General features: G+C 46.6%; 18 protein-coding genes. 14 read left to right on the plus strand and 4 right to left on the minus strand.

Translation table 11 applies throughout. From position 1 onward, the window contains the following. Positions 1–65 precede the first annotated feature (65 nt). The 3 genes from AB4Z08_RS13475 (at position 66) to AB4Z08_RS13485 (ending at position 2,973) form a co-directional block, all read left to right on the plus strand. Complete coding sequence (locus AB4Z08_RS13475; protein ID WP_441574264.1) at positions 66–545, plus strand: YdcF family protein; 480 nt, start codon at positions 66–68, stop codon at positions 543–545. Positions 546–599: 54 nt separating this feature from the next. Next, the gene (locus AB4Z08_RS13480) at positions 600–1,928 is read left to right on the plus strand and encodes a GntP family permease (protein ID WP_441574265.1); all 1,329 of its coding nucleotides are present in this window, start codon (positions 600–602) and stop codon (positions 1,926–1,928) included. A 211-nt stretch (positions 1,929–2,139) separates the two neighbouring features. After that, on the plus strand, positions 2,140–2,973 hold the full coding sequence (locus AB4Z08_RS13485) for a class I SAM-dependent methyltransferase (RefSeq protein WP_441574266.1): 834 nt from the start codon (positions 2,140–2,142) through the stop codon (positions 2,971–2,973). A 203-nt stretch (positions 2,974–3,176) separates the two neighbouring features. On the opposite strand, the gene AB4Z08_RS13490 is transcribed toward AB4Z08_RS13485, so the two are convergent. Next, positions 3,177–4,397: a trans-sulfuration enzyme family protein gene (locus tag AB4Z08_RS13490; protein WP_441574267.1), complete on the minus strand. Its 1,221-nt coding sequence runs from the start codon at positions 4,395–4,397 to the stop codon at positions 3,177–3,179. 130 nt (positions 4,398–4,527) lie between these two features. Here AB4Z08_RS13490 and AB4Z08_RS13495 point away from each other — a divergent pair, with 130 nt between their 5' ends. The 7 genes from AB4Z08_RS13495 (at position 4,528) to AB4Z08_RS13525 (ending at position 16,018) form a co-directional block, all read left to right on the plus strand. Beyond that, positions 4,528–5,118, plus strand: coding sequence for an RNA polymerase sigma-70 factor (locus tag AB4Z08_RS13495; protein WP_441574268.1), 591 nt, complete (start codon positions 4,528–4,530; stop codon positions 5,116–5,118). 44 nt (positions 5,119–5,162) lie between these two features. Then, positions 5,163–6,347, plus strand: a complete 1,185-nt coding sequence (locus tag AB4Z08_RS13500) for a FecR family protein (RefSeq protein ID WP_441574269.1) — start codon at positions 5,163–5,165, stop codon at positions 6,345–6,347. A 197-nt stretch (positions 6,348–6,544) separates the two neighbouring features. Continuing rightward, complete coding sequence (locus AB4Z08_RS13505; protein ID WP_441574270.1) at positions 6,545–9,898, plus strand: TonB-dependent receptor; 3,354 nt, start codon at positions 6,545–6,547, stop codon at positions 9,896–9,898. Positions 9,899–9,915: 17 nt separating this feature from the next. Beyond that, positions 9,916–11,505: a RagB/SusD family nutrient uptake outer membrane protein gene (locus AB4Z08_RS13510; RefSeq protein WP_441574271.1), complete on the plus strand. Its 1,590-nt coding sequence runs from the start codon at positions 9,916–9,918 to the stop codon at positions 11,503–11,505. Positions 11,506–11,519: 14 nt separating this feature from the next. Further along, positions 11,520–13,568 carry a glycoside hydrolase family 2 protein gene (locus tag AB4Z08_RS13515; protein WP_441574272.1) on the plus strand — a complete coding sequence of 683 codons (2,049 nt, stop codon included), beginning with the start codon at positions 11,520–11,522 and terminating at the stop codon, positions 13,566–13,568. Positions 13,569–13,577: 9 nt separating this feature from the next. After that, positions 13,578–15,017: an alpha-L-fucosidase gene (locus AB4Z08_RS13520; RefSeq protein ID WP_441574273.1), complete on the plus strand. Its 1,440-nt coding sequence runs from the start codon at positions 13,578–13,580 to the stop codon at positions 15,015–15,017. 137 nt (positions 15,018–15,154) lie between these two features. Continuing rightward, positions 15,155–16,018: an NAD(P)-dependent oxidoreductase gene (locus tag AB4Z08_RS13525; protein ID WP_441574274.1), complete on the plus strand. Its 864-nt coding sequence runs from the start codon at positions 15,155–15,157 to the stop codon at positions 16,016–16,018. A gap of 88 nt (positions 16,019–16,106) precedes the next feature. On the opposite strand, the gene AB4Z08_RS13530 is transcribed toward AB4Z08_RS13525, so the two are convergent. Continuing rightward, positions 16,107–16,961 carry a protease complex subunit PrcB family protein gene (locus AB4Z08_RS13530; protein WP_441574275.1) on the minus strand — a complete coding sequence of 285 codons (855 nt, stop codon included), beginning with the start codon at positions 16,959–16,961 and terminating at the stop codon, positions 16,107–16,109. 216 nt (positions 16,962–17,177) lie between these two features. On the opposite strand from AB4Z08_RS13530, the gene AB4Z08_RS13535 reads away from it, so the two are divergent. Next, complete coding sequence (locus AB4Z08_RS13535; RefSeq protein WP_441574276.1) at positions 17,178–17,564, plus strand: response regulator; 387 nt, start codon at positions 17,178–17,180, stop codon at positions 17,562–17,564. 4 nt (positions 17,565–17,568) lie between these two features. On the opposite strand, the gene AB4Z08_RS13540 is transcribed toward AB4Z08_RS13535, so the two are convergent. Both AB4Z08_RS13540 and AB4Z08_RS13545 read right to left on the minus strand, forming a co-directional pair. Then, positions 17,569–18,174, minus strand: coding sequence for an alpha-ketoglutarate-dependent dioxygenase AlkB family protein (locus AB4Z08_RS13540; protein WP_441574277.1), 606 nt, complete (start codon positions 18,172–18,174; stop codon positions 17,569–17,571). A gap of 58 nt (positions 18,175–18,232) precedes the next feature. After that, the gene (locus AB4Z08_RS13545; protein ID WP_441574278.1) at positions 18,233–19,039 is read right to left on the minus strand and encodes an alpha/beta hydrolase; all 807 of its coding nucleotides are present in this window, start codon (positions 19,037–19,039) and stop codon (positions 18,233–18,235) included. A 112-nt stretch (positions 19,040–19,151) separates the two neighbouring features. Between AB4Z08_RS13545 and AB4Z08_RS13550 the strand changes: the two genes are divergently transcribed. From AB4Z08_RS13550 to AB4Z08_RS13560, 3 genes are all read left to right on the plus strand, one after another. Beyond that, a complete protein-coding gene (locus tag AB4Z08_RS13550; RefSeq protein ID WP_441574279.1) occupies positions 19,152–19,742 on the plus strand; it encodes a sigma-70 family RNA polymerase sigma factor in 591 nt (196 codons plus the stop codon). Positions 19,743–19,807: 65 nt separating this feature from the next. Further along, on the plus strand, positions 19,808–20,800 hold the full coding sequence (locus AB4Z08_RS13555) for a FecR family protein (protein ID WP_441574280.1): 993 nt from the start codon (positions 19,808–19,810) through the stop codon (positions 20,798–20,800). 189 nt (positions 20,801–20,989) lie between these two features. Beyond that, positions 20,990–24,442: a SusC/RagA family TonB-linked outer membrane protein gene (locus AB4Z08_RS13560; protein WP_441574281.1), complete on the plus strand. Its 3,453-nt coding sequence runs from the start codon at positions 20,990–20,992 to the stop codon at positions 24,440–24,442. Positions 24,443–24,447: the final 5 nt, after the last annotated feature.

The raw sequence follows: 24,447 nt of genomic DNA on the forward strand, positions 1-24,447 counted from the left end.
AATTCCCAATTCGTAATTCCTACTGGGTAAAATCATATATTTAACCCTGTTAAACACCAAAAACGATGAAAGGACTAATTCTGTCATTAGGTGCACCCAATGATACCGCCGGCAACCTCAGTCCCATAGCCCTGGACAGGTTAAATGCCGTACTGCAGATTTTCCGCTACAACCCTCAATTCCTCATTGCATGCACTGGCGGCAAAGGACCCCATTTCAATGAAACGGAACATCCACATTATCATTATTCGCAGTGTTATCTGCAAGCCCATGGAATTCCGGCGTCCGCACTGACGAACCCGGTAAATTCCGCCAGTACAATAGATGATTTCGTGCAGGCAAGGGCGTTAATATATACCATGGCGCCGGATATATTGTGGGTAGTTACTTCCGACTTTCACGTACCCCGGGCAAAGATAGTCCAGGCACAAAAAGTCAACTATCCCAACACCATTTTCTGGGGAGCACCTTCTTCCATGACGGCGGAAGAGCTGGAAGTATTACTTGCGCATGAACAGAAAGCGATGGCTGCTTTATCAATGTAATGCTATGCTCATTGCTGCCAACAAGAAAGCAATTAATTACTATCTTGTACTGCTATGAATACCATTCCACTGATACAAAGCATACTGGGACTGCTGGCAGGCATTGCCCTGATTGTATTGCTCACTGCCCGTTTCAGGGTACATGCCTTCTTCGCGCTATTACTGGCCAGCATACTTACCGGCGGTATCTTAGGACTGCCTGTCACTGAAATAATCGGTAGTATTAAAACGGGCATTGGTAACATCATCGGTTCATTAGGATTACTGATTATTCTCGGCACTACGCTGGGATTAATACTGGAACATAGCGGCAGCACTACCGTGCTCGCCAATTACGTATTACGCCGCACCGGCACGGGACGCTCTGCCATGGCGATGAACATCATCGGCTACCTGGTAGGCATGCCCATTTTCTGCGATTCAGGATTTATTGTACTCAGTGGATTGAACAAAGCCTTAGCCAGGCGTTCCGGCATTCCGATGATCGTCATGGCTTCTTCGCTGGCTACCGGTCTGTATGCCGTGCATTGCCTGATGCCGCCGCATCCGGGCATCACTGCGGCTACCGGCACTATTCATGCCGAAACAGGAAAGGTGATGTTATACGGATTACTTATTGCCATTCCTGCTGCAGCCAGTGGTTATTTTTGGTCGGTATTTGCCGGACGCCGGATAGCCGTTACCGTTAGCAACGATCAGGTTGCCACTGAAACAATCGCGAAAGGCCCTTCTGTCCTTATGTCCATCTTACCGGTGGCTATTCCTATTCTGCTCATTGCCATCCGTTCTCTCAGCAGCCTGGAAGTAACACATCCTTCCCCGTTTCTGCAACTCATCTCCATACTGGGTATCCCGGAAGTGGCGCTCAGCACAGGTATCCTGCTGGCGCTGACGCAACTGAAAAGTAATATGAGCACTATCCTGCAGGAAGGTGCAGAAAAAGCAGCCGGCATACTGATTATCATTGGTGGCGGCGGCGCATTTGGCGCCATTCTCGCCAAAGCAGATATCGGCAGTCATATTGCACAGAATCAATCCATTGCTGCCATGGGGCTGCTACTGCCTTTCCTGGTCACCACCCTGTTAAAAACAGCCCAGGGTTCTTCTACTGTAGCAGTCATTGCCGCAGCTGCCATCATGCAGCCACTGTTACCTGTGATGGGGCTCGACTCCGCAAATGGACGTATCATCTGCGTGCTGGCGATGGGCGCAGGTTCTATGATGATATCACATACCAATGATGCCTACTTCTGGGTGATTTCAAAATTCTCCGGCCTGGAAATTAAAGAGATGCTGCGTGTGTACAGCACCGGGAGTATTGTTATGGGTATTATATCGGTGACATGTGTTTATTTGTTATCTCTACTGCTTCCCGCGTTATAACAAATAGTTAGCAGTTCAAACTAACTCCGGACTATGAAACCGGTTGCATAGAAAAATAATTCACCGTTGTTCTTTTTCCACACTAAATTCCTACATTTAGGTCGCTACGCGAAGCACTTTTACGACCTGTAATTTTGTATACCCAAAGGGTATACAACAGACTATCCGATCCTATTTCAGTTATTAGCAAACCCTCAAATCATTAAAGGCTATGGCCCCACAGTCATCTATCCATGAATGCTGGAATGATTTATCACAAAGCAGAAACGACTGGAACAAAATTGTCAATGCTTTATTAAGTCCTATCAGCAACAAGATTATTGAATCATTATCTCTTAAAGCAAATACATCTGCCTTACTGGATGTTGCTACCGGCACAGGAGAACCGGGTTTAACCATCGCTGAAAAGTTTCCCGGCATCACTGTCACCGGCATCGATCTCTCTGACAAAATGTTGGAGTATGCCCGGGAAAATGCACGACAGCGCAATATCCCCAATTACATGACCTGTTGTTGCAATGCCATGGAATTACCTTTTGGCGACCAGGCATTTGATGCGGTATTATGCCGCAATGGCGTCATGTTCTTTAATAACATTGAGGCCGGTCTGAGAGAGATGTACCGTGTACTGAAATCCGACGCTAAAATAACGGTTTCCACATGGGGCTTGCTGGACAAAAACCTGTGGATCTCCATGGTATTGGATGCCATGAAAGAAGTCACCGGCCGGAGAATGTACAACAGGCATATCCCGGGCATGTTCTATTGTATGCAACCTGGATTTATGACAGACTGGTTTGAAGAAATCGGTATGCATCAAATCCAGGAAGAAGAAATAACCGGTATCATTGAATTCAATTCTGCGGAAGAACACTGGAACTATGTAACAAGTGTAAGTGCTGCCGTTGTAAATGCATTAATCGGGCTATCATTACAGGAGCGGGAACAGGTAAAAGAGCTGTTAAGAAAGAAAATAGCCACGCATATTGTTCACGATAAACTATATTTCCAATGGACGGCCAGGATCACCAGCGGTATTAAATAGCTGTCTTACTTTTTACTGCTTTACCAGTAATTCTTCCGGATGAAAATATGTTTTTTCCTCCCGGTTGTTTTATAGTGAGAGATAAGCTTATTAACACACTTCATATTATATTAAAAAATATTTATCTTTCCGGCTTCTCAAAAACAGAAGCTGGAAAGATAATTTTGATAGCCGGTGAGTCTACATTTTCATACAAAAATGATTTAGCCCAACGCCTGCTCCAGATCCCGCAAAATATCCTCCACGCTCTCCAATCCCACACTGATACGAATCAACCCATCAGAAATTCCTGCTTTCTCCCTGTCTTCTTTTTTCATTCCGGAATGCGTCATAGAAGCGGGATGCGATACCAGCGTATCCAATGTTCCCAGCGACACGGCGCGTACACACATCTGAAGCCGGTCAATAAAACGCACAGCAGCGTCAAAACCGTTTTTCAATTCGAAGCTCATCACCGCACCGGGATAACGCATCTGGCGGGCAGACAATTCATAATCCGGATGGGATGGCAGTCCGTTGAAATTTACTTTTGCCACGCCGGCATGTGCATATAGGAATTCTGCTACGCGCATGGCATTGCTGCAGTGTTGTTTCATGCGCAGCTCCAGTGTTTTAATGCCCTGAACCAGCAGGAAGGTGTCGAAAGGGTTGGCGCAGCCGCCCAGCAATTTAGCAGTCTTATTTACCTTCTGCATCAGGGAAAGGTCTTTCCCAAGGAGTACACCGCCAATGGCAGTGCCATGACCATTCAGGAATTTGGTGGTGGAATGAAATACGAAATCAGCGCCATACCGGAAAGGCTGTTGCAGGTAAGGTGTGGCAAAGGTATTATCAACACTTACTTTCACGGAATAGGCACTGGCTATTTTACAAACAGCTGCAATATCCACACACCGCATAGAGGGATTGGCAGGCGATTCAATATGGATCATCCTGATGGTATGATCTTTCTGCAGCAGTTTCTCTACACTATCCAGGTCATGCAAATCGGCAATCAACGCTTTCACACCGAATTTCGGGAGGAAGTCGAACAGGAACTCATGTGTACCGCCATAGAGGGAGTAATGAGTGAGCACCGTATCTCCGGCTGCTATATTCGCCAGGAACATGCTGGCCATAGCTGCCTGTCCGCTGGAATGCAGCAAGGCTTTCAGGGGCAAAGGGCTGCCATCTTCCTGTACAATACCAAATGCTTCCAGTGTGGCGATCAGTTTTTCCGCTACCGATACAGTAGGATTACCAAACCTGGAATAAATATAGCCGGGCGCGGTGCCGGAGAAACGGTCCATTCCCTGTTGTGCGTTATCGAAGGTAAAGGTAGCGGTAGCGTAAACCGGTACCAGGTGGGCATTCTCTCCCATATCAGACTGGGCGGCATGGATGGCGGCAGATGCCATTGCTGTAAATTGCGGATGATTTTCCATGCGCTAAATTAATGGTTTCTGAAATTGATTTCCGGGAAAAAAAGTCGCTGCAGAAAGAAAGCGCTTGCTGGAAAAGCGGAAATGATATAATATTGATCAATAGTTTTTGCCATAAAATCCAGAACGCGCTTTGAGTTTAACTGAGGACAGGCTTCTTTTTTCAAAAATTGCAGATGGAGATGAAACAGCCTTCCGTTTATTGTATCATCGCTACAATGCAGTGCTGTTGGGGTCTGTAAAAAAACTACTGAAGTCAGATGCAGCTGCAGAAGAAGTATTACAGGAGGTTTTTTTAAAAGTATGGCTCATACGTCATACCCTGGGAGCTATTGAAAATCCCGGTGGGTGGATGTATACACTGGCGTCCAACTATTCGCTTTCTGTACTGAGAAAATATGCACGGGAAAGAAACCGGCAGGATGATATCGCAGAAGATATGCCTGACAATGAAGATGTATCGGCCGGCATCTATGCACGGGAATTGCAGGAACTCATTAAACATGCAGTGGAAAAGTTACCGGCCTCCCGCAGGGAGGTTTTTATGATGAATACCCAGGATGGCAAATCCCGCAAGGAAATTGCAGAAACGCTGAACATATCTGAGCACACGGTCAAAAACCAACTGGTTACCGCCCGTAAATTTATTCGTGAATACCTGGAAAAGCAAACAGGAACACGACTTCCTATCCTACTGATTATACTCCTGTCCAGATTTTTTTAATTTTTTTTAAAGACGCATAGTACAGTATCTGTTTGGGAGCGTCTATGAGCAAAAGAAGGGATTGTATCGTGGAAGCAAAAGAGTACTACCGGTTTTTATTGCATCGTTATTATAACGGTACCGCTACCGCCGCGGAAGAAGAAGAGCTATTCGCTGCGCTCCGCGCAGACGGTGAGGAGGAAGAATGGACAGCCATGATCAGTGAGCTGCATGCTTCCGCTGCCCCCGACCCTGCATATAACCCGGCCCTGTACGAAGCCACCATTGATCAGATCCTGCAACCAGTGGCGGTTACCCGGCAAATAAGCGCTTATCGCTGGTACTATGCTGCCGCAGCTGCTGTGCTGCTGCTGATAGGCACCGGCGCTTACCTGATGCGGCAGCATCGGGCAAACACACCAGCACCTGTATTAGCCGCCATTACCACCGACGTAAAACCCGGTAAGAACGGCGCGGTACTCACCCTCAGTGATGGGAGCCGGGTAGTGCTGGACAGCCTGCATAACGGCATTATCAGCACGCAACAGGGCACTAAGCTGCGGCTCCACAACGGGCAACTGAGCTATGATGCTTCCGGGGCCGGCACGGTAAGCTATAATACCATGACCACACCCAGAGGCCGGAAATTCCAGCTGCAACTGCCCGATGGCACCCACGTATGGATGAACGCCGCCAGTGCCATCACCTACCCCACTGCCTTTACCGGCAACAACAGGAGTGTAACACTTTCGGGAGAAGCTTACTTTGAAGTAGCCTCCAATGCTGCGTTACCATTTATCGTACATATCAACAACGAAACCGCCGTGGAAGTCCTCGGCACACATTTTAATATCAGCTCTTACCACGATGAAAACAACATCAGCACTACCCTGCTGGAAGGCGCTGTACAAGTAAAGGTAAAAGAACAAGCCAGGCGCCTGCTGCCAGGACAACAACTGGACATCAACAAAACTTCCGGTGTAACCACTCTTAACAAACAGATAGATACCCTCGCTGTGATTGCCTGGAAAAATGGCACATTGAACTTCCAGGATAAAAAACTTACTACCGTCATCAGCATGATTGCCCGGTGGTACGACATTGACGTAGTATATGAAACAACACCTCCTGATGTCACATTTGTAGGAGAAATAGGCAGTGATGTAACACTGGCCAGCGTACTCACATTCCTCCGGGAATCAGGTATCCACTTCCGTTTGGAAGGCAGAAAGTTAATAGTAGGATCTTAAAATATCATGTTATCAGACAACCAGAAAAAAGAATGTTATAGAAAAACGGTGAACTAAAATTCAAACATCTATGCAAGGATACCTGTAATAAAAAACCGAAGGTGTTTCGACCACCTCCGGCTAAAAGATTACAGCTATGCAAAACAGTTGAGTATTCCAGACAACTATCTATTTACAAGCCAAATCAATGCAAAGCTATGCAAAAAATTGCTCTTTGTAACCAGACCCGTCATGTACCTACATCAGGTAAAGTACTGACCAGGAGCTGGTTTCCAACCAAAATGCTGTTAGTTATGAAACTGACGTTTTTATTGCTTACGGTCGTTCTGTTAAATGTGCATGCTACAGGATTCGGGCAACTGATTACCTGGTCAGGCAGGAATGTACCGGTAGAACAAATCTTCGCTGTCATCAGGATACAATCCGGCTACACCGTAGTAGCCAGCAGGGAAGTATTGAAAAAAGCGAATCCAGTGACCATGAAAGTGGAAAATGCATCGATCCAGGCATTCCTGGACCTGATGCTGAAAGGACAGCCGTTGAAATATGAAATCGTGAACAAATCCGTTTTCATTTCTCCCAAAGTGGCTACCGCTAAGGAAGAAGACCGAACGCTGGTCGCACCACCGGCAGACGTAAAAGGAACGGTAACCGATGAAGCAGGCGCACCTTTACCCGGTGTGTCTGTCAGAGTAAAAGGTAGTTCCCAGGGCGTTAGCACCGGCAACGATGGTAGCTATGCCCTGCACATTACTGCAGAAGGCCCCCAGGTATTGGTATTTTCCTACCTGGGCATGATACCACAGGAAGTAACCGTTACCGGCAACGGCACCTTCAATATTGTATTGAAAGCATCCGTTGAACAACAAACGGAAGTAGTAGTGGTAGGGTATGGTACCCAGAAAAGAAGTGATGTAACAGGCGCAGTAGCATCTGTTCCTAAAGAAAGGCTCCAGAATTTACCCGTTACCAACGTTTTGCAATCGATTCAGGGAACAACTCCAGGCGTAAATATTGTCAGCAACAGCAGCAAGCCAGGCAGCTCCCCTGCCTTCTATTTACGTGGACTCAAATCCATCAGTGCCAGCAACTCACCACTGATCGTATTGGATGGTATCCCCTTCAGTGGCTCTTATAATGATATCAACCCAAATGATATTGCCGCCATTGATATGTTGAAAGATGTATCCGCATCTGCCATCTATGGCGCCAGAGGAGCCAATGGCGTGATCATGATCACCACCAAAAAGGGAAAAACCGGTAAACCTGTTATTTCCTACAGCGGCTACGCCGGACCGGAATACCAATCCAACACCGTACAACAAATGAATGGTGAACAATACCGCACCAAAAATCACTGGTATAATATCCAGGCCGGCCGCCCCGACGCACCAGACCTGCCTTACCTATCTGAACAACAAAATTTTGCCAATGGCAAACCAGAAGTAGACTGGCTCAAAGAAATCCAGCAACAGGGATATATCCACAGTCATGAACTAAGCATTTCCGGTGGTACCGATAATGTGAAATATTATATCTCCGGTACTTACCTGAAAGAAGATGGTACCGTCAAAGGGTTCCAGTATAACCGCGCCAGCATCCGCGCCAATGTAGACGCGAACGTAACTCCCTGGATGAAAGCCGGTGTGAATATGTTCTTCGTAAACAATAACCAGGACGGCGGTAAAGCCACCCTCTTTGATGCCAATGCACTGAGTCCTTACGGTACCCTGTACAATGCTGCCGGTGACTATGAAGTATATCCCATTGCACCGCAAACACTGTATATGAGCCCGCTCATCAACCTGTATAATCCAGGACTGGACCGTGGAAAAAATATCACCGCCAGCGGCTATGCAGAAATAGCACCCACCTTCCTGAAAGGACTGAAATACCGCATGAACGCCTCCTACTCTTTCCGGCCCAATCGCACCAGCGACTATTCCGGTCGAAAAATGGGCGACATGTTAGGTACTGCTAAAGTGTACAATGAAGAAAACAAACAGTGGATCGTTGAAAATCTCCTGACGTATAACCTCCACGTGAAAAAAAATAACCTGGATTTCACGGCGTTATATAGTGCCCAACAGGATGAACAGTTCACCTCGCAACTGGATGCCAACTCTTTTATAAATGATAACCTGGACTTCAGTAATATGAAAGCCGCACAGGTACAGAAAACCACTACCTCCTATACCGGCAGTGCCCTGTTATCGCAGATGTTCAGAGTGAACTACAACTACGACAGCCGCTATCTGCTGACCGCTACTATCCGCCGTGATGGCTACTCCGGATTTGGCGACAATAACAAATACGGCGTATTCCCGTCTATCGCTGCCGGATGGAATATCCAGCAGGAGAAATTCATGGCCGCCATACCCACTATTTCCCAGTTGAAATTAAGGGCTTCCTATGGTAAATCCGGCAACCAGGCAGTAGGCGCTTACCGTACGTTAACAAGAATGACCACCGCCAATTATATCTATGACGGCGCTACTGCCATCGGTGTGGTGCCTTCTACATTGGGGAACCCCAACCTGAAATGGGAAACCACTTCCGGATTAAATATTGGCCTTGATTTCGCCGTGCTGCACGATCGCCTCAGTGGCAGTATTGAAGCCTACAGCACGCATACCAACGACCTGTTGCTCAGCAGAAAAATACCAGCCATCAACGGTTACACTTCTGTATATGATAACATCGGGGAAACCGCCAACAAAGGACTGGAAATATTACTGAACAGTCGGAACATTGAATCCGATAATTTCTCCTGGCAAACATCTTTCAATATCTCCTTCAATAAAAATAAAGTAGTGGCACTTTATGGTGATAATAAAGATGATATCGGCAACAACCTGTTTATTGGTAAATCAATGCTGGGTATTTACGATTATACCATGGCAGGCATCTGGCAGGTAGGTGAAGATTCCAAGATCGATCCGGGTACCAAACCAGGTTATATCAAATTCAAAGACATTGATAACAGTGGTAAAATAGATGCAGCTGACCGCTCTTATCTAGGCTCACAATTACCTAAATATGTGGCTGGCTTAACCAATACTTTCCGCTACAAAAACTTTACGCTGAACATTTTCTTCCAGGATGTACATGGCTCATTACGCCCCAATAATATTCTTGATAACAGAGACCAGGCTGGTATTGTAAATCTGCCGGCAGACGTTCCTTACTGGACTTCTGACAATAAGATCAATACCAACCCGTCATTGGCTTATACCAATCCTAAAGGATATAAATACGCACAGGACGCCTCTTTTATCCGCCTGAAAGACGTTACACTCAGTTATAATTTTGATAAACAGGTATTACAGCGTCATAAAATTTCTAATCTGCAGGTGTATATGAGCGGTCGTAACCTCGCCACCTTTACCAAATGGAAAGGTTATGATCCGGAAACCTCTCCGTCTGCTATTGCTACATCAGGTACTACTAAAGACATGCGCTTAGCCAACGGACAAGGTCCTGATCAGCAGAGTTCAAATTTTTACCCGCTTAACACCACCATCATCATGGGGGTAAATATCAGTTTCTAATCTAAAAAGATATGATCATGAAAAAGAGCTTATATATATGCGGAATGCTGGCAGCAGGTGTGTTCATCACCTCCCTGTCTTCCTGCAGCAAAAGTTTTCTCAACGAACAGCTGAAATCTGATTACGCACCGGATAATACCCTCGTGGATCCATTGGGTTTTGAAGCAGCCAGCACCGGCATGTTAAGCATCGTACGTGCCGACTATGGTGATGTGCAGGGCTTACTGGCCACTTTTTACGTAGGTACCGATATGGCCATTACCGGGCAACCCAACACTGTACAGGCACCTTATGAGAATTATCAGAACCTCAATTCCCAAACCGGCTCTTTGAGCAGTATCTGGAACTGGGGCTATAAAGTGATCAACGCTGCTAACGTGGTCATTGATGCCTCCGCCAATCCCAAGGCATCACTGACGGATGCACAACGTGACTTCTATAAAGCAGAAGCCTGTTTCTTCCGCGCTTATGCATACAATCACCTGTCTATTTTATTTGGCGGTGTACCACTGATTACGGCACCGGTATCCGTTCCACGCACCGACTATACCAGGGCCACAGAAGATGCGGTAATACAACAGATGATCACAGATCTTACTTTTGCAGAAGCACATCTTCCCGATCCTGCCAATGTAGTAAAACAGGGTCGCATCAATAAATTCGCAGCCACAGAGCTATTAGCCGAAGCCTTGCTCCGTGCCAACAAACCGGCAGATGCAGAAGCTGCTGCCAAAAGAGTGATCGATAGCAAATTCTTTACCCTGATCACCAACCGCTATGGCACTAAAGCATCCCTGCCCGGTGATCCATTTGCTGATATGTTCACCTATGGCAACATGCGCCGCAGTCAGGGCAATACAGAAGCCATCTGGGTAATTGAACAACAATACAATGTAACCGGTGGTGGTGCTGTTACCAACTTTGATCAGCGCCGCCGCGAATGGGGGCCTTTTTATGTAAACGTAGCCGGCATGAAAGTATGTGACTCCCTCGGCGGCCGTGGCATAGGTAGGATCAGACCTACCAACTGGTGGACGTATGAACTGTACGAACAAAAAGATATGCGCAACTCCCCGTACAATATCCGCCGCAAGTACTATTACAATGATCCTGCGTCAGCTAAATACGGACAACCGGTCATCGTGAGCGGCTTCGATACGATCCAGAATATTTATGCCCATACTACTAAATGGTATGAGTTTCAACCGCAGGATATACAAGGGGCGCAGTCTTATAAAGACAGGATACAAATGCGCCTCGGGGAAACTTACCTGCTGCTGGCAGAAGCACAACTGTTACAGGGACGTCCCGGGGATGCGGCCACCAGTATCAATGTGATCCGCGATCGCGCACATGCTACGCCCGTGCAGGCATCTGAAGTAACCATGGATTATATTCTCGACGAAAGAGCCAGGGAACTCACGGCCGAAGAACTACGCCGCCTCACCCTTATCCGCACCAAAAAACTGGTGGAAAGAGTCCGGAAATATAACCCGAAAGTAGCTCCTACCATCAGCGATTTCAATATACATTTGCCTATTCCGCAGTCGGAAATTGATGTGAACAAAGATGCCGTACTGCAACAGAACGAAGGATATAGCAAATAATCAGAACAGAACAGATGAACAAACACACCCTCATAACATTCCTGACTGTACTCCTGTTTTTACAGGGGTACGGACAGGAAGGAAGAAAAGTAATTCCTTTCAACGATGGATGGGCTTTCCGAAAAGGACCGCTCATCGCTGATTCCAGCCAAACAGACACCGCCTGGACAAACGTGCACATTCCGCATACCTGGAATAACAAAGACATGCAGGAAGGCAAAAATTTCTATGCCGGCGATGGCTGTTATAAAAAGATGTTCAAAGTAGATCCTGCACTGAAAGGGAAACGGTTATTTCTCCGGTTTGATGGGGTGGGCTCCGTGGCTACGCTCTATATTAACAACCGGTTAATAGGTGAGCATAAGGGCTCCTATGCTGCTTTCTGCTTCGAAATCACACACTCCGTGAAATATGGAGCGGAAAATACCATTGTCCTGAAAGCGAATAACCAGGCCCGGGAAGATGTGCTTCCGATCAACAATTTTCTCTTTGGCATTTTCGGTGGCATGTACCGCCCCGTGAACCTGCTCATCACCAATGATATCAACATCACGACCACAGATTACGCGTCATCCGGACTCGCCATCAGCCAGGAAAATGTCAGTGATAAAAAAGCAGACATCAGCGTAGTTGCAAAAATTGAAAACAAACAGCCACATCATACCACTGCACAGGTACAAACTGAGATCAAAGACAGGCAGGGAAAACGTATAGCCGTAGTAGTTAAAGACGTGGTACTTAGTCCACAGGGCATTAACATCATCCGGCAGGACCTTCCCGTTACGCAGCCACACCTGTGGAACGGCCTGAAAGATCCTTACCTTTATTCACTCACCACTTCCATTATCACAGCCGGTCATATCATTGATGCAGTAACACAACCACTGGGCATACGCAGTTTTGAAGTGCTCCCCGGCAAAGGCGTTTTCCTGAACGGACAACCTTACGTCATGCACGGTGTTACCCGTCACCAGGAATGGCAGGACTGTGGCAACGCGCTCAGCAACGAACAACATAAAGCTGACCTGGACCTGATCCGCGAAATAGGCGCCACCACCATTCGTTTTGCACATTACCAGCAATCGGATTATCTCTACTCCCAATGTGATAGCATGGGTTTTGTGATCTGGGCAGAGATACCCTTTGTCAACAACTTCTCCGGAAAAGAAAGTGAAAACGCCCGGCAACAACTCACAGAGCTGATACGGCAAAACAGAAACCACCCCGCTATTTATGTATGGGGGATGCACAATGAAGTATATTCCAAAACACCCGATGAGCATGTGGCAGTGTTAACACGACAACTGAATGACCTGGCCAAAACAGAAGATCCGGGCAGGTATACGGTAGCCGTCAGTGGTTATGGTGAAATGAACCGTCCCGCGAACCTGGCAGCAGACATACAAGGCATGAACCGCTACTTCGGCTGGTACGAAGGAAAGATCAACGACATAGAAACATGGGTAAGCGGACTGGAAAAAAATTATCCTGACTATAAACTGATGCTCACAGAATATGGTGCAGATGGAAATATTAACCAGCATACAGATAGTATTTCGACAGATTTTGATCCGGTAAGCGGACAATTCTTCCCCGAAACCTATCAAACAGCCACCCACGTAAAACAGTGGTCTGTCATAGAAAAACATCCTTACATTGCCGCCTCGTATTTGTGGAATATGTTTGAATTTGCCGTTCCCATGTGGAACAGAGGTGGTGTAAATGCACGAAACCTAAAGGGCTTAATCACCTATGACCGCAAGCAGAAAAAAGATGCTTTCTACTGGTATAAGGCCAACTGGAATCCGGAACCAATGATCTACATCGCAGAGCGCAGAAATAATATCCGGAAACAGGCGCAGGTGAAGGTGGAAGTCTTCAGCAACCTGGAAAACATCACACTTACCCTCAACGATGGTAAGCCGGTGACCGGCCATCAGGGTGCCAATCATCGGGATTTTATTTTTGACAACATCCTCCTCAAAGCTGGTGTAAATATCCTGAAGGCAACGGGCACTCAAAATGGGAAAGCTATAACAGACACCATTACCTGGACACATTAACTGATAACAATGAAGAAATTTTGTACGGCTGCTGCCACCGCATTGCTGTTATTACAACTACAAAGCCAGGGACAGACAGGCATATCAGCAAAAGATAGTATCATACTGGAACATGGAGCGCACCGCGCCGGCAACAGAACAGATGCCGACATGGAACGCTGGAGATCCCTGCGCCTCGGACAGTTCATTCACTGGGGATTGTATGCCATTCCAGGCGGCGAGTGGAAAGGCAAAACTTACAACGGTGCAGCCGAATGGATCCGCTCCTGGAAAGAAATGCCGCAGGCAGATTACGATAACTTATACAAGCAATTTAACCCCGTTAATTACAACCCGGAACAGTGGGCCCAACAAGCGAAAGACATGGGCACCGGCTACATGATTATTACCACCAAACACCATGACGGCTTCTGCTTATGGCCCAGTAAGTATAGCCGCTATACGGTAGCTGCTTCTCCCTGGAAAAAAGATATCATTGGGCCCATGGTTACGGCGTATAATAAAAAAGGTATTGATGTATACCTCTACTTTTCCATCATCGACTGGAACCATCCTGACTACCGCGCTTCACTGAAAACGCCGGCTGACAGTCTCGCCAACAGCCGCTTTAAAGTGTTTGTAAAAAACCAGCTACAGGAACTGCTGTTAAAATATCCAACAGTAAAAGGCTTCTGGTTTGACGGCACCTGGGATGACTCCTGGAAAAATGATGGCGCCTTTTCTGATGAACTGGAACAGTACCTGCAAAAAATACATCCGGGCCTGATCATTGGCAGCCGCCTACGCGCCGATGAAAAAGGCGCCAGGCATTTTGACTCCAATGGTCACCTGATGGGCGACTATGAACAGGGCTGGGAACGCAAGCTACCAGAAAAATTTGCCGACATACATGGTAACGACTGGGAAGGTGTGATGACCATTCCGGAAAATCAATGGGGTTATAATGCGAAGTGGGCAGGACATATAAAAACGTCGAACGAATTAATTGAAATGCTGGTAAAATCCACTTCCCTTGACGGCAACTTCGTCATCAACTTTGGCCCTAAAAGCGATGGTACTTTCCGTACAGAAGAATTACAGCGTATGCAGGAAATTGGTCAGTGGATGAAAACAAACGGCGCAGCTATCCGTGGCGGTGGTTATGCCGGTTTTGAAAAACAGGACTGGGGTTACTATATCCGTAAAACCGGTACCGACAGTGTTTTTATGGTGGTATGCAATGTCCCGGTATCTGGTAGTCTCCGTGTAAAACTAACGGCACAAACCACGCTGACAAAAGCTGCTTACCTGGACAATCCAACACAACCACTCCTACCGGAAGTAATTGGGAAAAATGAATACTTCCTTCACCTGGATGCTAAAAACTATCAGACGCCGGTAGTCATTTTATTACAAACCAACCGTAGCAGCAGTGGTGATAACAGTCACTTTGAAAAAGCAAAGACCTGAGTTAGAATTAAGAATTACGAATTACGGATTTGCAGGTAGATAGGCAAATGTTGATCATCTGTTGTTATCTACCTGCAAATCCGTAATTCGTAATTCTTAATTCGTAATTCTAATCTACCTTCGAAAGAAAAAAGGTTATGATAGCATTCTTAGGCATGGGCCTTCTGGGATCAAATTTTGTGAGGGCACTTATCAGTAAAGGAGAAACCGTACAGGTATGGAACCGCACTACCGCTAAAGCTACCGCACTGGAAACATTTGGCGCCAAAGCATTTGCGGATGTGACCGAAGCCGTAAAAGGGGCAGACCGCATACACCTGGCACTAAAAGATGACCATACCGTAAATGAAGTACTGGAGGCAGCGCTCGCAGGACTGAAGCCCGGGGCGATGATCATTGATCATACCACTACTTCTGCCGATGGCGCCGTTGCAAGAACGAAAGAATGGGCCACACGTGGATTCACGTACGTACATGCACCTGTATTTATGGGGCCTTCCAATGCGCTGGAAAGCACTGGGTATATGCTGGTTTCCGGCGATCAGACAGTGATCAGCAACATTACACCAGCCCTCGCTAAAATGACCGGCCAGGTGATCAATTTTGGAGATACTGTTGGCAAAGCGGCTGGCATAAAACTGATTGGCAACAGCTTCCTGGTTAGTCTGACGGCTGGCCTCGCAGATACCCTGTCACTCGCCAAAGCACTCGACATCCCTATCAGCGATGTCAGCTCCCTGTTTGGTGCCTGGAATCCCGGCACAGGGCTACCTGCCAGACTGCAAAGGATGACCTCCGGTACCTATAACAATCCTTCCTGGGAACTGAGCATGGCCCGAAAAGATACACAGCTGTTTATTGATGCCGCAAAGAAAGGCGATACCCATCTGGCGGTATTACCGGCTATCGCAGCAGAAATGGACCGCTGGATTGAGAAAGGTCATGGTAATGATGACTGGACGGTAATAGGAAAAGACAGCATAGAAGCAATTACGAATTAGGAATTACGAATTACGAATTTGCGGGTAGACAGGCAAATGTTGATCATCTGCTGTTATCTACCCACAAATCCGTAATTCGTAATTCTCTTTACTTACTCTCTCCTTTCAACGTCACTTTATAAGCGGTGCCAATAAACGTTTCTGCCTTCGGCTCTGTAATCACCTGTATAGTCATGCTGCCTGGAGCAGGCGCAGTAAGCTTATAGTGAATAATGGCCTCGTTGGTGGCCGTAAAATCGATACGGGTAATACGAAGTTCATAACCTCCGGTAGGCCTGGTACCGGCGGAAAGTACAATACTGTTTACCTGGTCGTTTACCGGCGTGGTGGTAAAAGTAACAGCGCCATCTGCCTTTTGTCCTTCTCCGGCATTTTCTTTATGCGACTGTATAAATTCGGCAGCTTTCTTTACCATAGTAGCAGCTTCTGTTTTGGTGATGTATGCTTTAGGACGGAAATTGCCGTTCTCCAGTGCTACTACATTGAATTTGATAAGTGTTTGTACGGCATTGAGCGCGCTGCCTGTAAAAGACTTTTCATCTTTTATATTCAGCCACATCATATTTACCGGGTACTGGTTTTTAGCGGTGATGGCTTCATATAAAGCAAGTGCAAACTGTTCCCTGGTGGCAGGTGACTCCGGGTTCCGGTCACGACCAGACTGGATACCGTTATTGCCGGCGATGATGAGCGACTGTGCATAAGGCGCTTTGTCGTTGGCCAGCTTAAAGTAATCCGTAGCCTTAGGGGCTTTAATAAAGCGGATATTGTCGATATTTAAACCCAGACCTTTTACAATAAGATCAATGCCATTACCAAAAGAAATACGCGATTGGGGCTTGGGGGCTGTGTATGCTGTTACAGGTTTGTCTTTGCTGTAAAGGTCCTGAGGCTGTAAAGCCAGGAGGAATACCGGTAATGCTACTGCCGTGTATAGATTCATAAAAACAGGTTTTTATACGATGGGGCGAAATTAAGGTATTTGTGAATAGGTTTAAAAATCCGTGTAATCTATTACCCTCCTTCCGCCCGAATTCCACACTTTGGGGCACCTGTTCATTTTCCCTTAATCAATAGGAGTGAGCATTAGCGGGTTTAAAATTAAAAATAATCCTAATGGCATCTACTTTGACTGAAGAAAGTGGATAAATATTAACGGATGAAAATTCTCATGGTAGATGATGATGCTGACGACCGGGATATCATTCGGTTTTCAATGGAGTCTATAAATGCACCTGATACGATTTGTTTTGCGGAAGACGGAGAACAGGCACTGACTATTTTACAGGAAAACGATGCACTTAGCCCGGTTCCGCTCCTCATTATATTAGACCTGAACATGCCCAGGATGAATGGGACCGAAACCCTCAGGAGCCTCAAACAGGATGACCGTTTAAAAAATATACCTGTAATCATTTATTCTACTTCTATCAACCCTTTTGAAAAAGAGAAATGCATGGAACTTGGTGCACATTCTTTTATTACCAAGCCGATTTCTTACCAGGAAAGCCTGGATATTGCCCACACCTTCTTACGCTTTTTATAACCCGTTAGTAAATAATTCTGAACGTTAAATTAATTCTTGGCTGCAAAGGTCGGGTGGACTTAGCGATACGATGCTCCCATTGTTGTTGCAGATCTCCTTTCATGATCAGCAATGAGCCATTGCCCAACTTCAGAGAATATTTACGCTGATGATCTTTCTTATGTCTGAAATCAAAACTCCTCGCCTGCCCCAGGCTTAAGGAAGCGATATTGGGATGCTTCCCCAGCTCTTGCTCATGATCGCTATGCCAGGCAACAGAGTCGTTACCATCCCGATAATAATTCAGTAACACGCTGTTAAAATGCAGCTGCGTGAAATCTTCCACCTTATTTCGTAACGCCTGTAAGGCCGGTGTCCAGGGTAATGGATCAAATTGTTTTTCAGAGAGACGATAACTGTATTTCGCATCTCCATACCAGGCCAACAGTCGTGGTGTAAGGATCACTTTGTCCTTTATCGTTAAAGTAGATTGCTTCCAGGGCACGGTGCTGATCAACTCATTCAGGAGCGTGATACCTGCTCCCGCTTCAAGGAAATGCGGATAATATTCCAGGAGATTTTCCGGAAAAAGCAGGCTCTCATTATCCTCAAAAAAGCTTAGCTGCGACATATGGTTGTATACTATCTCAATTTTATGCCAGAAGGTAAACTCCTTCCACAGCCCATCATTATTTCTTTTGCGGATTCAATACCTGCAATGCTTTATAAGCTGCGTTGTGCAAAATAGTCAGGTGCGTTTCCTCCGGCATGGGTACAAACACCACCGACATGCCCATTACCGGTTCAGCCTGTAGCTTATCTGACAGCATCTTTGCATCATCTTCCATTTGTTTTCCTTCTGTACCTACCGCAATAAAAATCTGTGCATCTATTCCTGTATCACGGAATGGCTTCTTTATTTTGGCCAGCAACGATTCATTATTCCACCACAAGCCGGGACTAATGATCACATAGCGGTTAAACAAATGCGTATGTTCCACCAGTATTTGTGCAGCCAGTAAGCCGCCCAGCGATTGCCCAATGATGGTGCGGACATTATTGGTTCTGAAATGTTGCTTTACATAAGGTTGCAATTCCTTTTCAATAAAACTGATAAATTTTGCGGATCCTCCTCCCGTAGGCAGATCTTTTTTATCCTCCGCCACCATAGAAGGAAAGGTAAAATCCCTTTTCCTGTCTATGTTCGCAATACCCACTATAATGGAAGGCGGCATTTGCTGAATCATGGTTAAAAACTGTACCAGTCCCGCTATATGCAAAAAGTCTTCATTCGCAGAACCATCCAGCAGGTATATGACCGGGTAGGTTTGTTGGAGATTTTTTTCATATCCCTCCGGGAGATAAATATTCAGTGTACGTGTTTCATTTAGTTCCGTTGACCGGATCTGCCGTACTTCGCCGATTAAAAAAGGAGTGGTTTGCGCATTTGCTGTACTAATGAATAAGATGCCAAACAGAAAGATTAACAGGCGCATTTTTTTCTTTCAAACTTAAGCATAAAAAAGATATCCACCATTTGTTGGCTTAACAATGGCGTAACATGCCCCCGCTATATTTGTGATGTCATGATTAAAGTCCAGATACCCGATGGAAGATTTTTCTGCAATTGAAGTGTATGTGCGGGAGTGGTTGAATGGAAGCGACCTGCAGTTCAAACCTGTTTTTCATTATTGCTTCCCAAGGCTGTTACGATACGCTGCCCGCTTTATCAACGATCATACGCTGAGTGAAGAACTGGCGATGAACGTACTATTTAAGGTATGGCAACAGAAAGAACGGATGGCAGGTATTGATGATTTCAACAGTTATCTTTTTATTATGATGCGCAATGAAGTGGTGAGTATGACCCGCCGGAAGAAAATGCTGACGCAGGAGATCTCTCCGGACCACGACTACCCTGCTATTCAGCCGTCCGACAAGCTTCACTACCGGGAACTGGTGCAGCGCTACCAGCAATGCCTCGATAAGCTGCCCCCACGCAGAAGAGAAGCATTTGTGCTGAACCGCGAAAAAGGATTGAGTTATGCAGAAATTGCCAGTCAACTGAACATCTCCGTTTATACCGTACAAAATCATATTGCCTCCTCTCTTAAAATGCTGCGCACAGAGCTACAGGACTATGCCGATCTCCTGCCATTTGTATTCCTTACCTTACTCCCAATGTTAAGCGTATATTAATTCAACCTTTGCGGATAGTTTGACCGGTTTCTTACCTGCGTCTTATAAAGATGTAAACAGTTACCGTGGAACGACCAGCTAAAACATTCATGATTGCCTACTTCGCAGGAACCCTGCCGGAGCAGGACCGAAGCATCGCAGAAGATTATATTGCCAGTGGCCAGGATACCGCCTTTGTTCAGGCCTGCATGGAAATGGCCTGGCATCAGACTACCACCGCAGGTATACATTACCTGCCCGACCAGGATGCCTGGGAGAAATTTTACCATCGTACCCGTATAGATACAACGGTGAAGGAACCTGCACCGCAACAACAGCTGCCCCGCCGCCGTTTCCTCCGGATTAGTGTAGCCGCTGCCGTTATAGTGTTGCTTGGAACAGCCTATACTTTCTTTGCTTCCCGCTCCACACCAACACCTGTCAGCTGGACCATGGTAACGGGCACGCCTATGCTGATAAAAAAGGTACAGTTGCCTGATGGCAGCAGCATCACGCTGTTTCCCGGCACCAGCATCCGTTATAATAATGAGTATAACCAGCACGAACGTACGATATTACTGCAGGGCCGCGCCTTTTTTGACGTAGCTGCTGCCGCCGGCAAACCTTTCCTCGTTAAAACAGGCAACTACACCACACAGGTACTGGGAACACGCTTTGAAATACAGGAAGAAAGCAATCTTCAGCAACTATCTCTTATCCTCCAATCCGGTAAAGTACAGTTATTAGCTGCTGGCAAGCCACTGGGTGACTTGCATCCGGGAGAACAACTCCTGCTGCATACCGGCAACGGACAGTTTAATATCCGGCCTGTAGCCGCAGCAACAGCCACTGCCTGGATAAGTGGAGAACTCAGCTACGAACAAACTGATTTCGCGGTAGCCTGCCGGGAACTGGAAGCCTGGTACGGGATACAGATCACTATACACCGGCCGGAATTGCTGCATAAACATATTACCGCCAGCTTCCACCGTATGTCGCTGAAAAATGCACTGGACATACTATCACAAACGGCCCGCTTCACCTGGCAGCAGGATCAGCAACACATACACATCTATTGAGACAGCTGTTAGCTTTTAGCTATTAGCGTTTAGCCTGTAGCCTTTGTTTTCAGCTATACTAATTATAAACTATTATCAACAAATAACAAGCTAACAGCTAATCATAAACTATTATCAACAAATAACAAGCTAGCAGCTAATAGCTAATGGCTGTTAGCTGTTAGCTGCCATCTATTCAACTGTAAAATAATGAAAACTATGTCATCGCATCGCCTTATGATGTTGATCTTACTGTTATGTGTGGGACAGTACAGTCTCGCACAGCAATTACCCGGCAAACTGATTACCCTCAGCGGCAGTAAACTGAGCGTGCAACAGTTTATCCAACAGGTGAAATCACAGCAATCCCTGAAATTTACTTTTGATGAAGAAGTAAATGAACGGATGCAGCAATCCGTTAAAATCCGCAAAAGCCCGGTGGCCTTGCCGGATGCGCTGGAATGGCTGACTACGGACGCGGGTATACGCTATCGTATCGTCAACGACTATATTATTCTCAGCGTAGCCAGTACCATCAATAAAAAAGAAAGTAATATCAGCGGGAAAGTATTTGCCGATACTCAGGAACCACTTGCCGGTGCTACAGTGCGACTAACAGAAACAAAGCAGACTACCGTTACCGGTGCTGACGGCAGCTTTCACCTGCCTGCTGCTCCCGGCAGCTATACCCTGGAAATAAGCTATATCTCTTTTAAAAAACAAACCATCTTTGGCGTCACTGTTAACACAGATCAACCCACCGTGGTAAATGCTATTATGCAGCCCGCAAAAAATGCGCTCAACGAAGTAGTGGTCACCGCACTGGGTATCAAAAAAAGTGAACGCTCCCTCGGGTACGCCATCTCCCAGCTGTCTGAAAAAGAAGTGAGTGATGTACCACAGCCCAACGTACTCAACAACCTCACTGCAAAAGTACCTGGTGTAAACGTGCGCAGCACCGGATCTGATCCGGGTTCCAGCGTAATGGTCACCATACGTGGGCAATCCTCTCTCAGCAAAGACAATCAACCTTTATACATAGTGGATGGTGTGCCCGTGGCACCCGCCATTCAGAATCCGGCGCAAGCCGTTGATGGTAAACAAACCATCGACTACGGCAGCCCCATCAGCGATATCCCCGCAGATGATATTGCCAGCATCACCGTGCTGAAAGGCGCCAGTGCCGCGGCATTATACGGCAGCCGCGCAGGCTCCGGCGTGATCCTGATCACCACCCGCTCCGGTGCACAGAAAAAAGGACTGGGTGTTTCGTTTAACTCCACCGCGATGTTCGACAAAGCCTGGATGTTTCCTCATTTTCAAAATGAATTCGGTTCCGGCGACTGGGCAGGGTCAGATAACACCATCAGCACCGGCGCCTGGGGCCCTCGCCTGAATACCGGCGTTAAACTGGTACAGTGGAACAGTCCCCTCGATGCCAATGGAAAACCCATTCCGCTGGAATGGAGAGCTTACCCGGATCGCGTAAAAGATTTCTTCAATACCGGTCAAACCTATACGAATAACATCGCGGTATCAAAAAGCAGTGATGCCGGCAACTTCCGCATCTCTTATGCCAACATGCAAAACAATGGGATTGTACCTAATACCGGTATGAAAAGAAATAATCTCACTTTTTCCGGTGCATACAATATTCGCCCTTCTATTCGCATCAGCAGCAATATTGCGTATACGAATAACCGTAGTGATAACCGCCCTTCTGCCTACACGGAAAGCGTGACCATGCAGGTGTATAAGCTCACACCTAACGTAAATATTCACGACCTCCGTAACTACTGGGTACCAGGGAAAGAAGGAGTGCAACAGTACAATCCCTACTCTACCGATGATAACCCTTACCTGATCGCTTACGAAGAAACCAACAGCTATAGCCGTAACCGTTTAACAGGCAACGTGCAGTTGTTTGTGGACATCCGTCCGGATCTGACGCTGATGCTGCGCACCGGTTTGGACTATTATTCCCTGAACCAGGACCAGAAGCGTCCTTTCAGTGCCAAAAGAAATCCTAAAGGCGCATTTGTATTACAGAATGATCTCTTCCAGGAACAAAACAGCGACTTCCTCCTAACGTGGAAGCCTAAACTAAAAGGTGATATTGCTTTCTCTATTGCTGCCGGTGGCAACCGCATGGACCAGCAAAGTAGCAGCAACCAGGAATCTACCGGTAGTCTTACCCTGCCTGGCATCTACAATCTTTCCAATGCTGCCGCCGGCGCCATGACTTACAGCCAGGGCAAATCACATAAAAGAATCAACAGCGTATATGCGTTAGGGGAACTCAGCTACCGTCAATATCTTTTCCTGAGCATGACGGCCCGCAACGACTGGAGCAGCACGCTGCCACCGGAAAATAATGCTTACTTCTACCCTTCTGTATCTCTCAGCGCCATTGTATCAGATATGCTGCATATGAAATGGCAGCCACTCTCCTACCTGAAAGTACGCGCCAACTGGTCACAGGTAGGTGCAGATACGGATCCTTATCAGCTGCTGAACACGGTGCCTTTTGATACAGACTGGGGCAACGTAAAACGTGCTACCGTTACATTTAATCAGAAAAATAACCGGTTGAAACCGGAGATAGCGACCTCTTATGAAGCCGGTATCGATGCCAGCTTTCTGAAAGATCGTATAGGCTTTAACGTAACCTGGTATAAAACCAACAACCGCAATCAAATCATCCTGGCTCCCACTACCATCGCTTCCGGCGCCAACAGTATGCTGATCAATGCAGGTAATATACAAAACGAAGGATGGGAAGCCTCCCTGAACCTGGTACCGGTAAAAGGTCGTTTCACCTGGAAGTCTGATATCAACTTCACCCGCAACCGCAATAAAGTCATTGAGCTGACCAAAAGCGTAAGCAGCTATATGCTGGGCAGCACAGATGGCAGCAACATCGAATACCTGATCAAAGAAGGCACACAGATGGGCGATTTTTATACCCGCAGCTGGCTGAAAGTGAAAGATGGTGAATATGCCGGTCAGGCACTGCTGAACAGCAAAGGCCTACAGCAACAGGATAATGATTTTACAAAAATCGGTAATTACAATCCTGATTATATGATTGGATTCAATAACAACTTCCACTATCGCAACTTCACGCTGAATATGCTGATAGACTGGAGACAAGGTGGACAGTACTACTCCTATGTAGCGAAAAGCCTCATCCAGGACGGACGTACCGAAAATACACTTCCTGGGCGTGATGCCGCGCATGGCGGTCTTAACTGGACGGATGCCAACGGCAACAAACGTGAAGACGGTATGATCATGCCGGGAGTGATTGCCAACGGCGATGGTACCTATCGCAAAAATGATGTGATCATTGCAGCTGCAGATTACTACGATAATAAATACTGGAAATACTACGAGAACGAAACTTACAGCGCTACCTATGTGAAGCTGAAAGAAGTTTCCCTCACATATGCTTTTGGCCCGCAGCTGATGCGCCGCCTGCCTTTCCTCAGTAATTTATCTCTATCGCTGATCGGCAGCAACCTTTATACCTGGACATCCGCCAACAACGGCTATGACCCGGAAATCACGATGAGTCTTTCTAACCAGCGTTATCAGGGCGTAGGTCACTGGACATTACCCGGTACCCGTTCCTATGGCGCAAAACTTAGCTGTAATTTTTAATACCC

It is taken from the genome of Chitinophaga sp. RAB17, from assembly GCF_052114225.1.
Taxonomy (GTDB): domain Bacteria; phylum Bacteroidota; class Bacteroidia; order Chitinophagales; family Chitinophagaceae; genus Chitinophaga.

What these genes read in the sequence shown, in the direction of transcription:
- AB4Z08_RS13535 (WP_441574276.1), top strand. Translation starts at nt 17,178, where the DNA reads ATGAAAATTCTCATGGTAGATGATGATGCTGACGACCGGGATATCATT.
- AB4Z08_RS13515 (WP_441574272.1), top strand. Translation starts at nt 11,520, where the DNA reads ATGAACAAACACACCCTCATAACATTCCTGACTGTACTCCTGTTTTTA.
- AB4Z08_RS13490 (WP_441574267.1), bottom strand. Translation starts at nt 4,397, where the DNA reads ATGGAAAATCATCCGCAATTTACAGCAATGGCATCTGCCGCCATCCAT.
- AB4Z08_RS13475 (WP_441574264.1), top strand. Translation starts at nt 66, where the DNA reads ATGAAAGGACTAATTCTGTCATTAGGTGCACCCAATGATACCGCCGGC.
- AB4Z08_RS13520 (WP_441574273.1), top strand. Translation starts at nt 13,578, where the DNA reads ATGAAGAAATTTTGTACGGCTGCTGCCACCGCATTGCTGTTATTACAA.
- AB4Z08_RS13540 (WP_441574277.1), bottom strand. Translation starts at nt 18,174, where the DNA reads ATGTCGCAGCTAAGCTTTTTTGAGGATAATGAGAGCCTGCTTTTTCCG.
- AB4Z08_RS13485 (WP_441574266.1), top strand. Translation starts at nt 2,140, where the DNA reads ATGGCCCCACAGTCATCTATCCATGAATGCTGGAATGATTTATCACAA.
- AB4Z08_RS13480 (WP_441574265.1), top strand. Translation starts at nt 600, where the DNA reads ATGAATACCATTCCACTGATACAAAGCATACTGGGACTGCTGGCAGGC.
- AB4Z08_RS13525 (WP_441574274.1), top strand. Translation starts at nt 15,155, where the DNA reads ATGATAGCATTCTTAGGCATGGGCCTTCTGGGATCAAATTTTGTGAGG.
- AB4Z08_RS13500 (WP_441574269.1), top strand. Translation starts at nt 5,163, where the DNA reads ATGAGCAAAAGAAGGGATTGTATCGTGGAAGCAAAAGAGTACTACCGG.
- AB4Z08_RS13560 (WP_441574281.1), top strand. Translation starts at nt 20,990, where the DNA reads ATGAAAACTATGTCATCGCATCGCCTTATGATGTTGATCTTACTGTTA.
- AB4Z08_RS13510 (WP_441574271.1), top strand. Translation starts at nt 9,916, where the DNA reads ATGAAAAAGAGCTTATATATATGCGGAATGCTGGCAGCAGGTGTGTTC.
- AB4Z08_RS13550 (WP_441574279.1), top strand. Translation starts at nt 19,152, where the DNA reads ATGGAAGATTTTTCTGCAATTGAAGTGTATGTGCGGGAGTGGTTGAAT.
- AB4Z08_RS13505 (WP_441574270.1), top strand. Translation starts at nt 6,545, where the DNA reads ATGCAAAAAATTGCTCTTTGTAACCAGACCCGTCATGTACCTACATCA.
- AB4Z08_RS13545 (WP_441574278.1), bottom strand. Translation starts at nt 19,039, where the DNA reads ATGCGCCTGTTAATCTTTCTGTTTGGCATCTTATTCATTAGTACAGCA.
- AB4Z08_RS13530 (WP_441574275.1), bottom strand. Translation starts at nt 16,961, where the DNA reads ATGAATCTATACACGGCAGTAGCATTACCGGTATTCCTCCTGGCTTTA.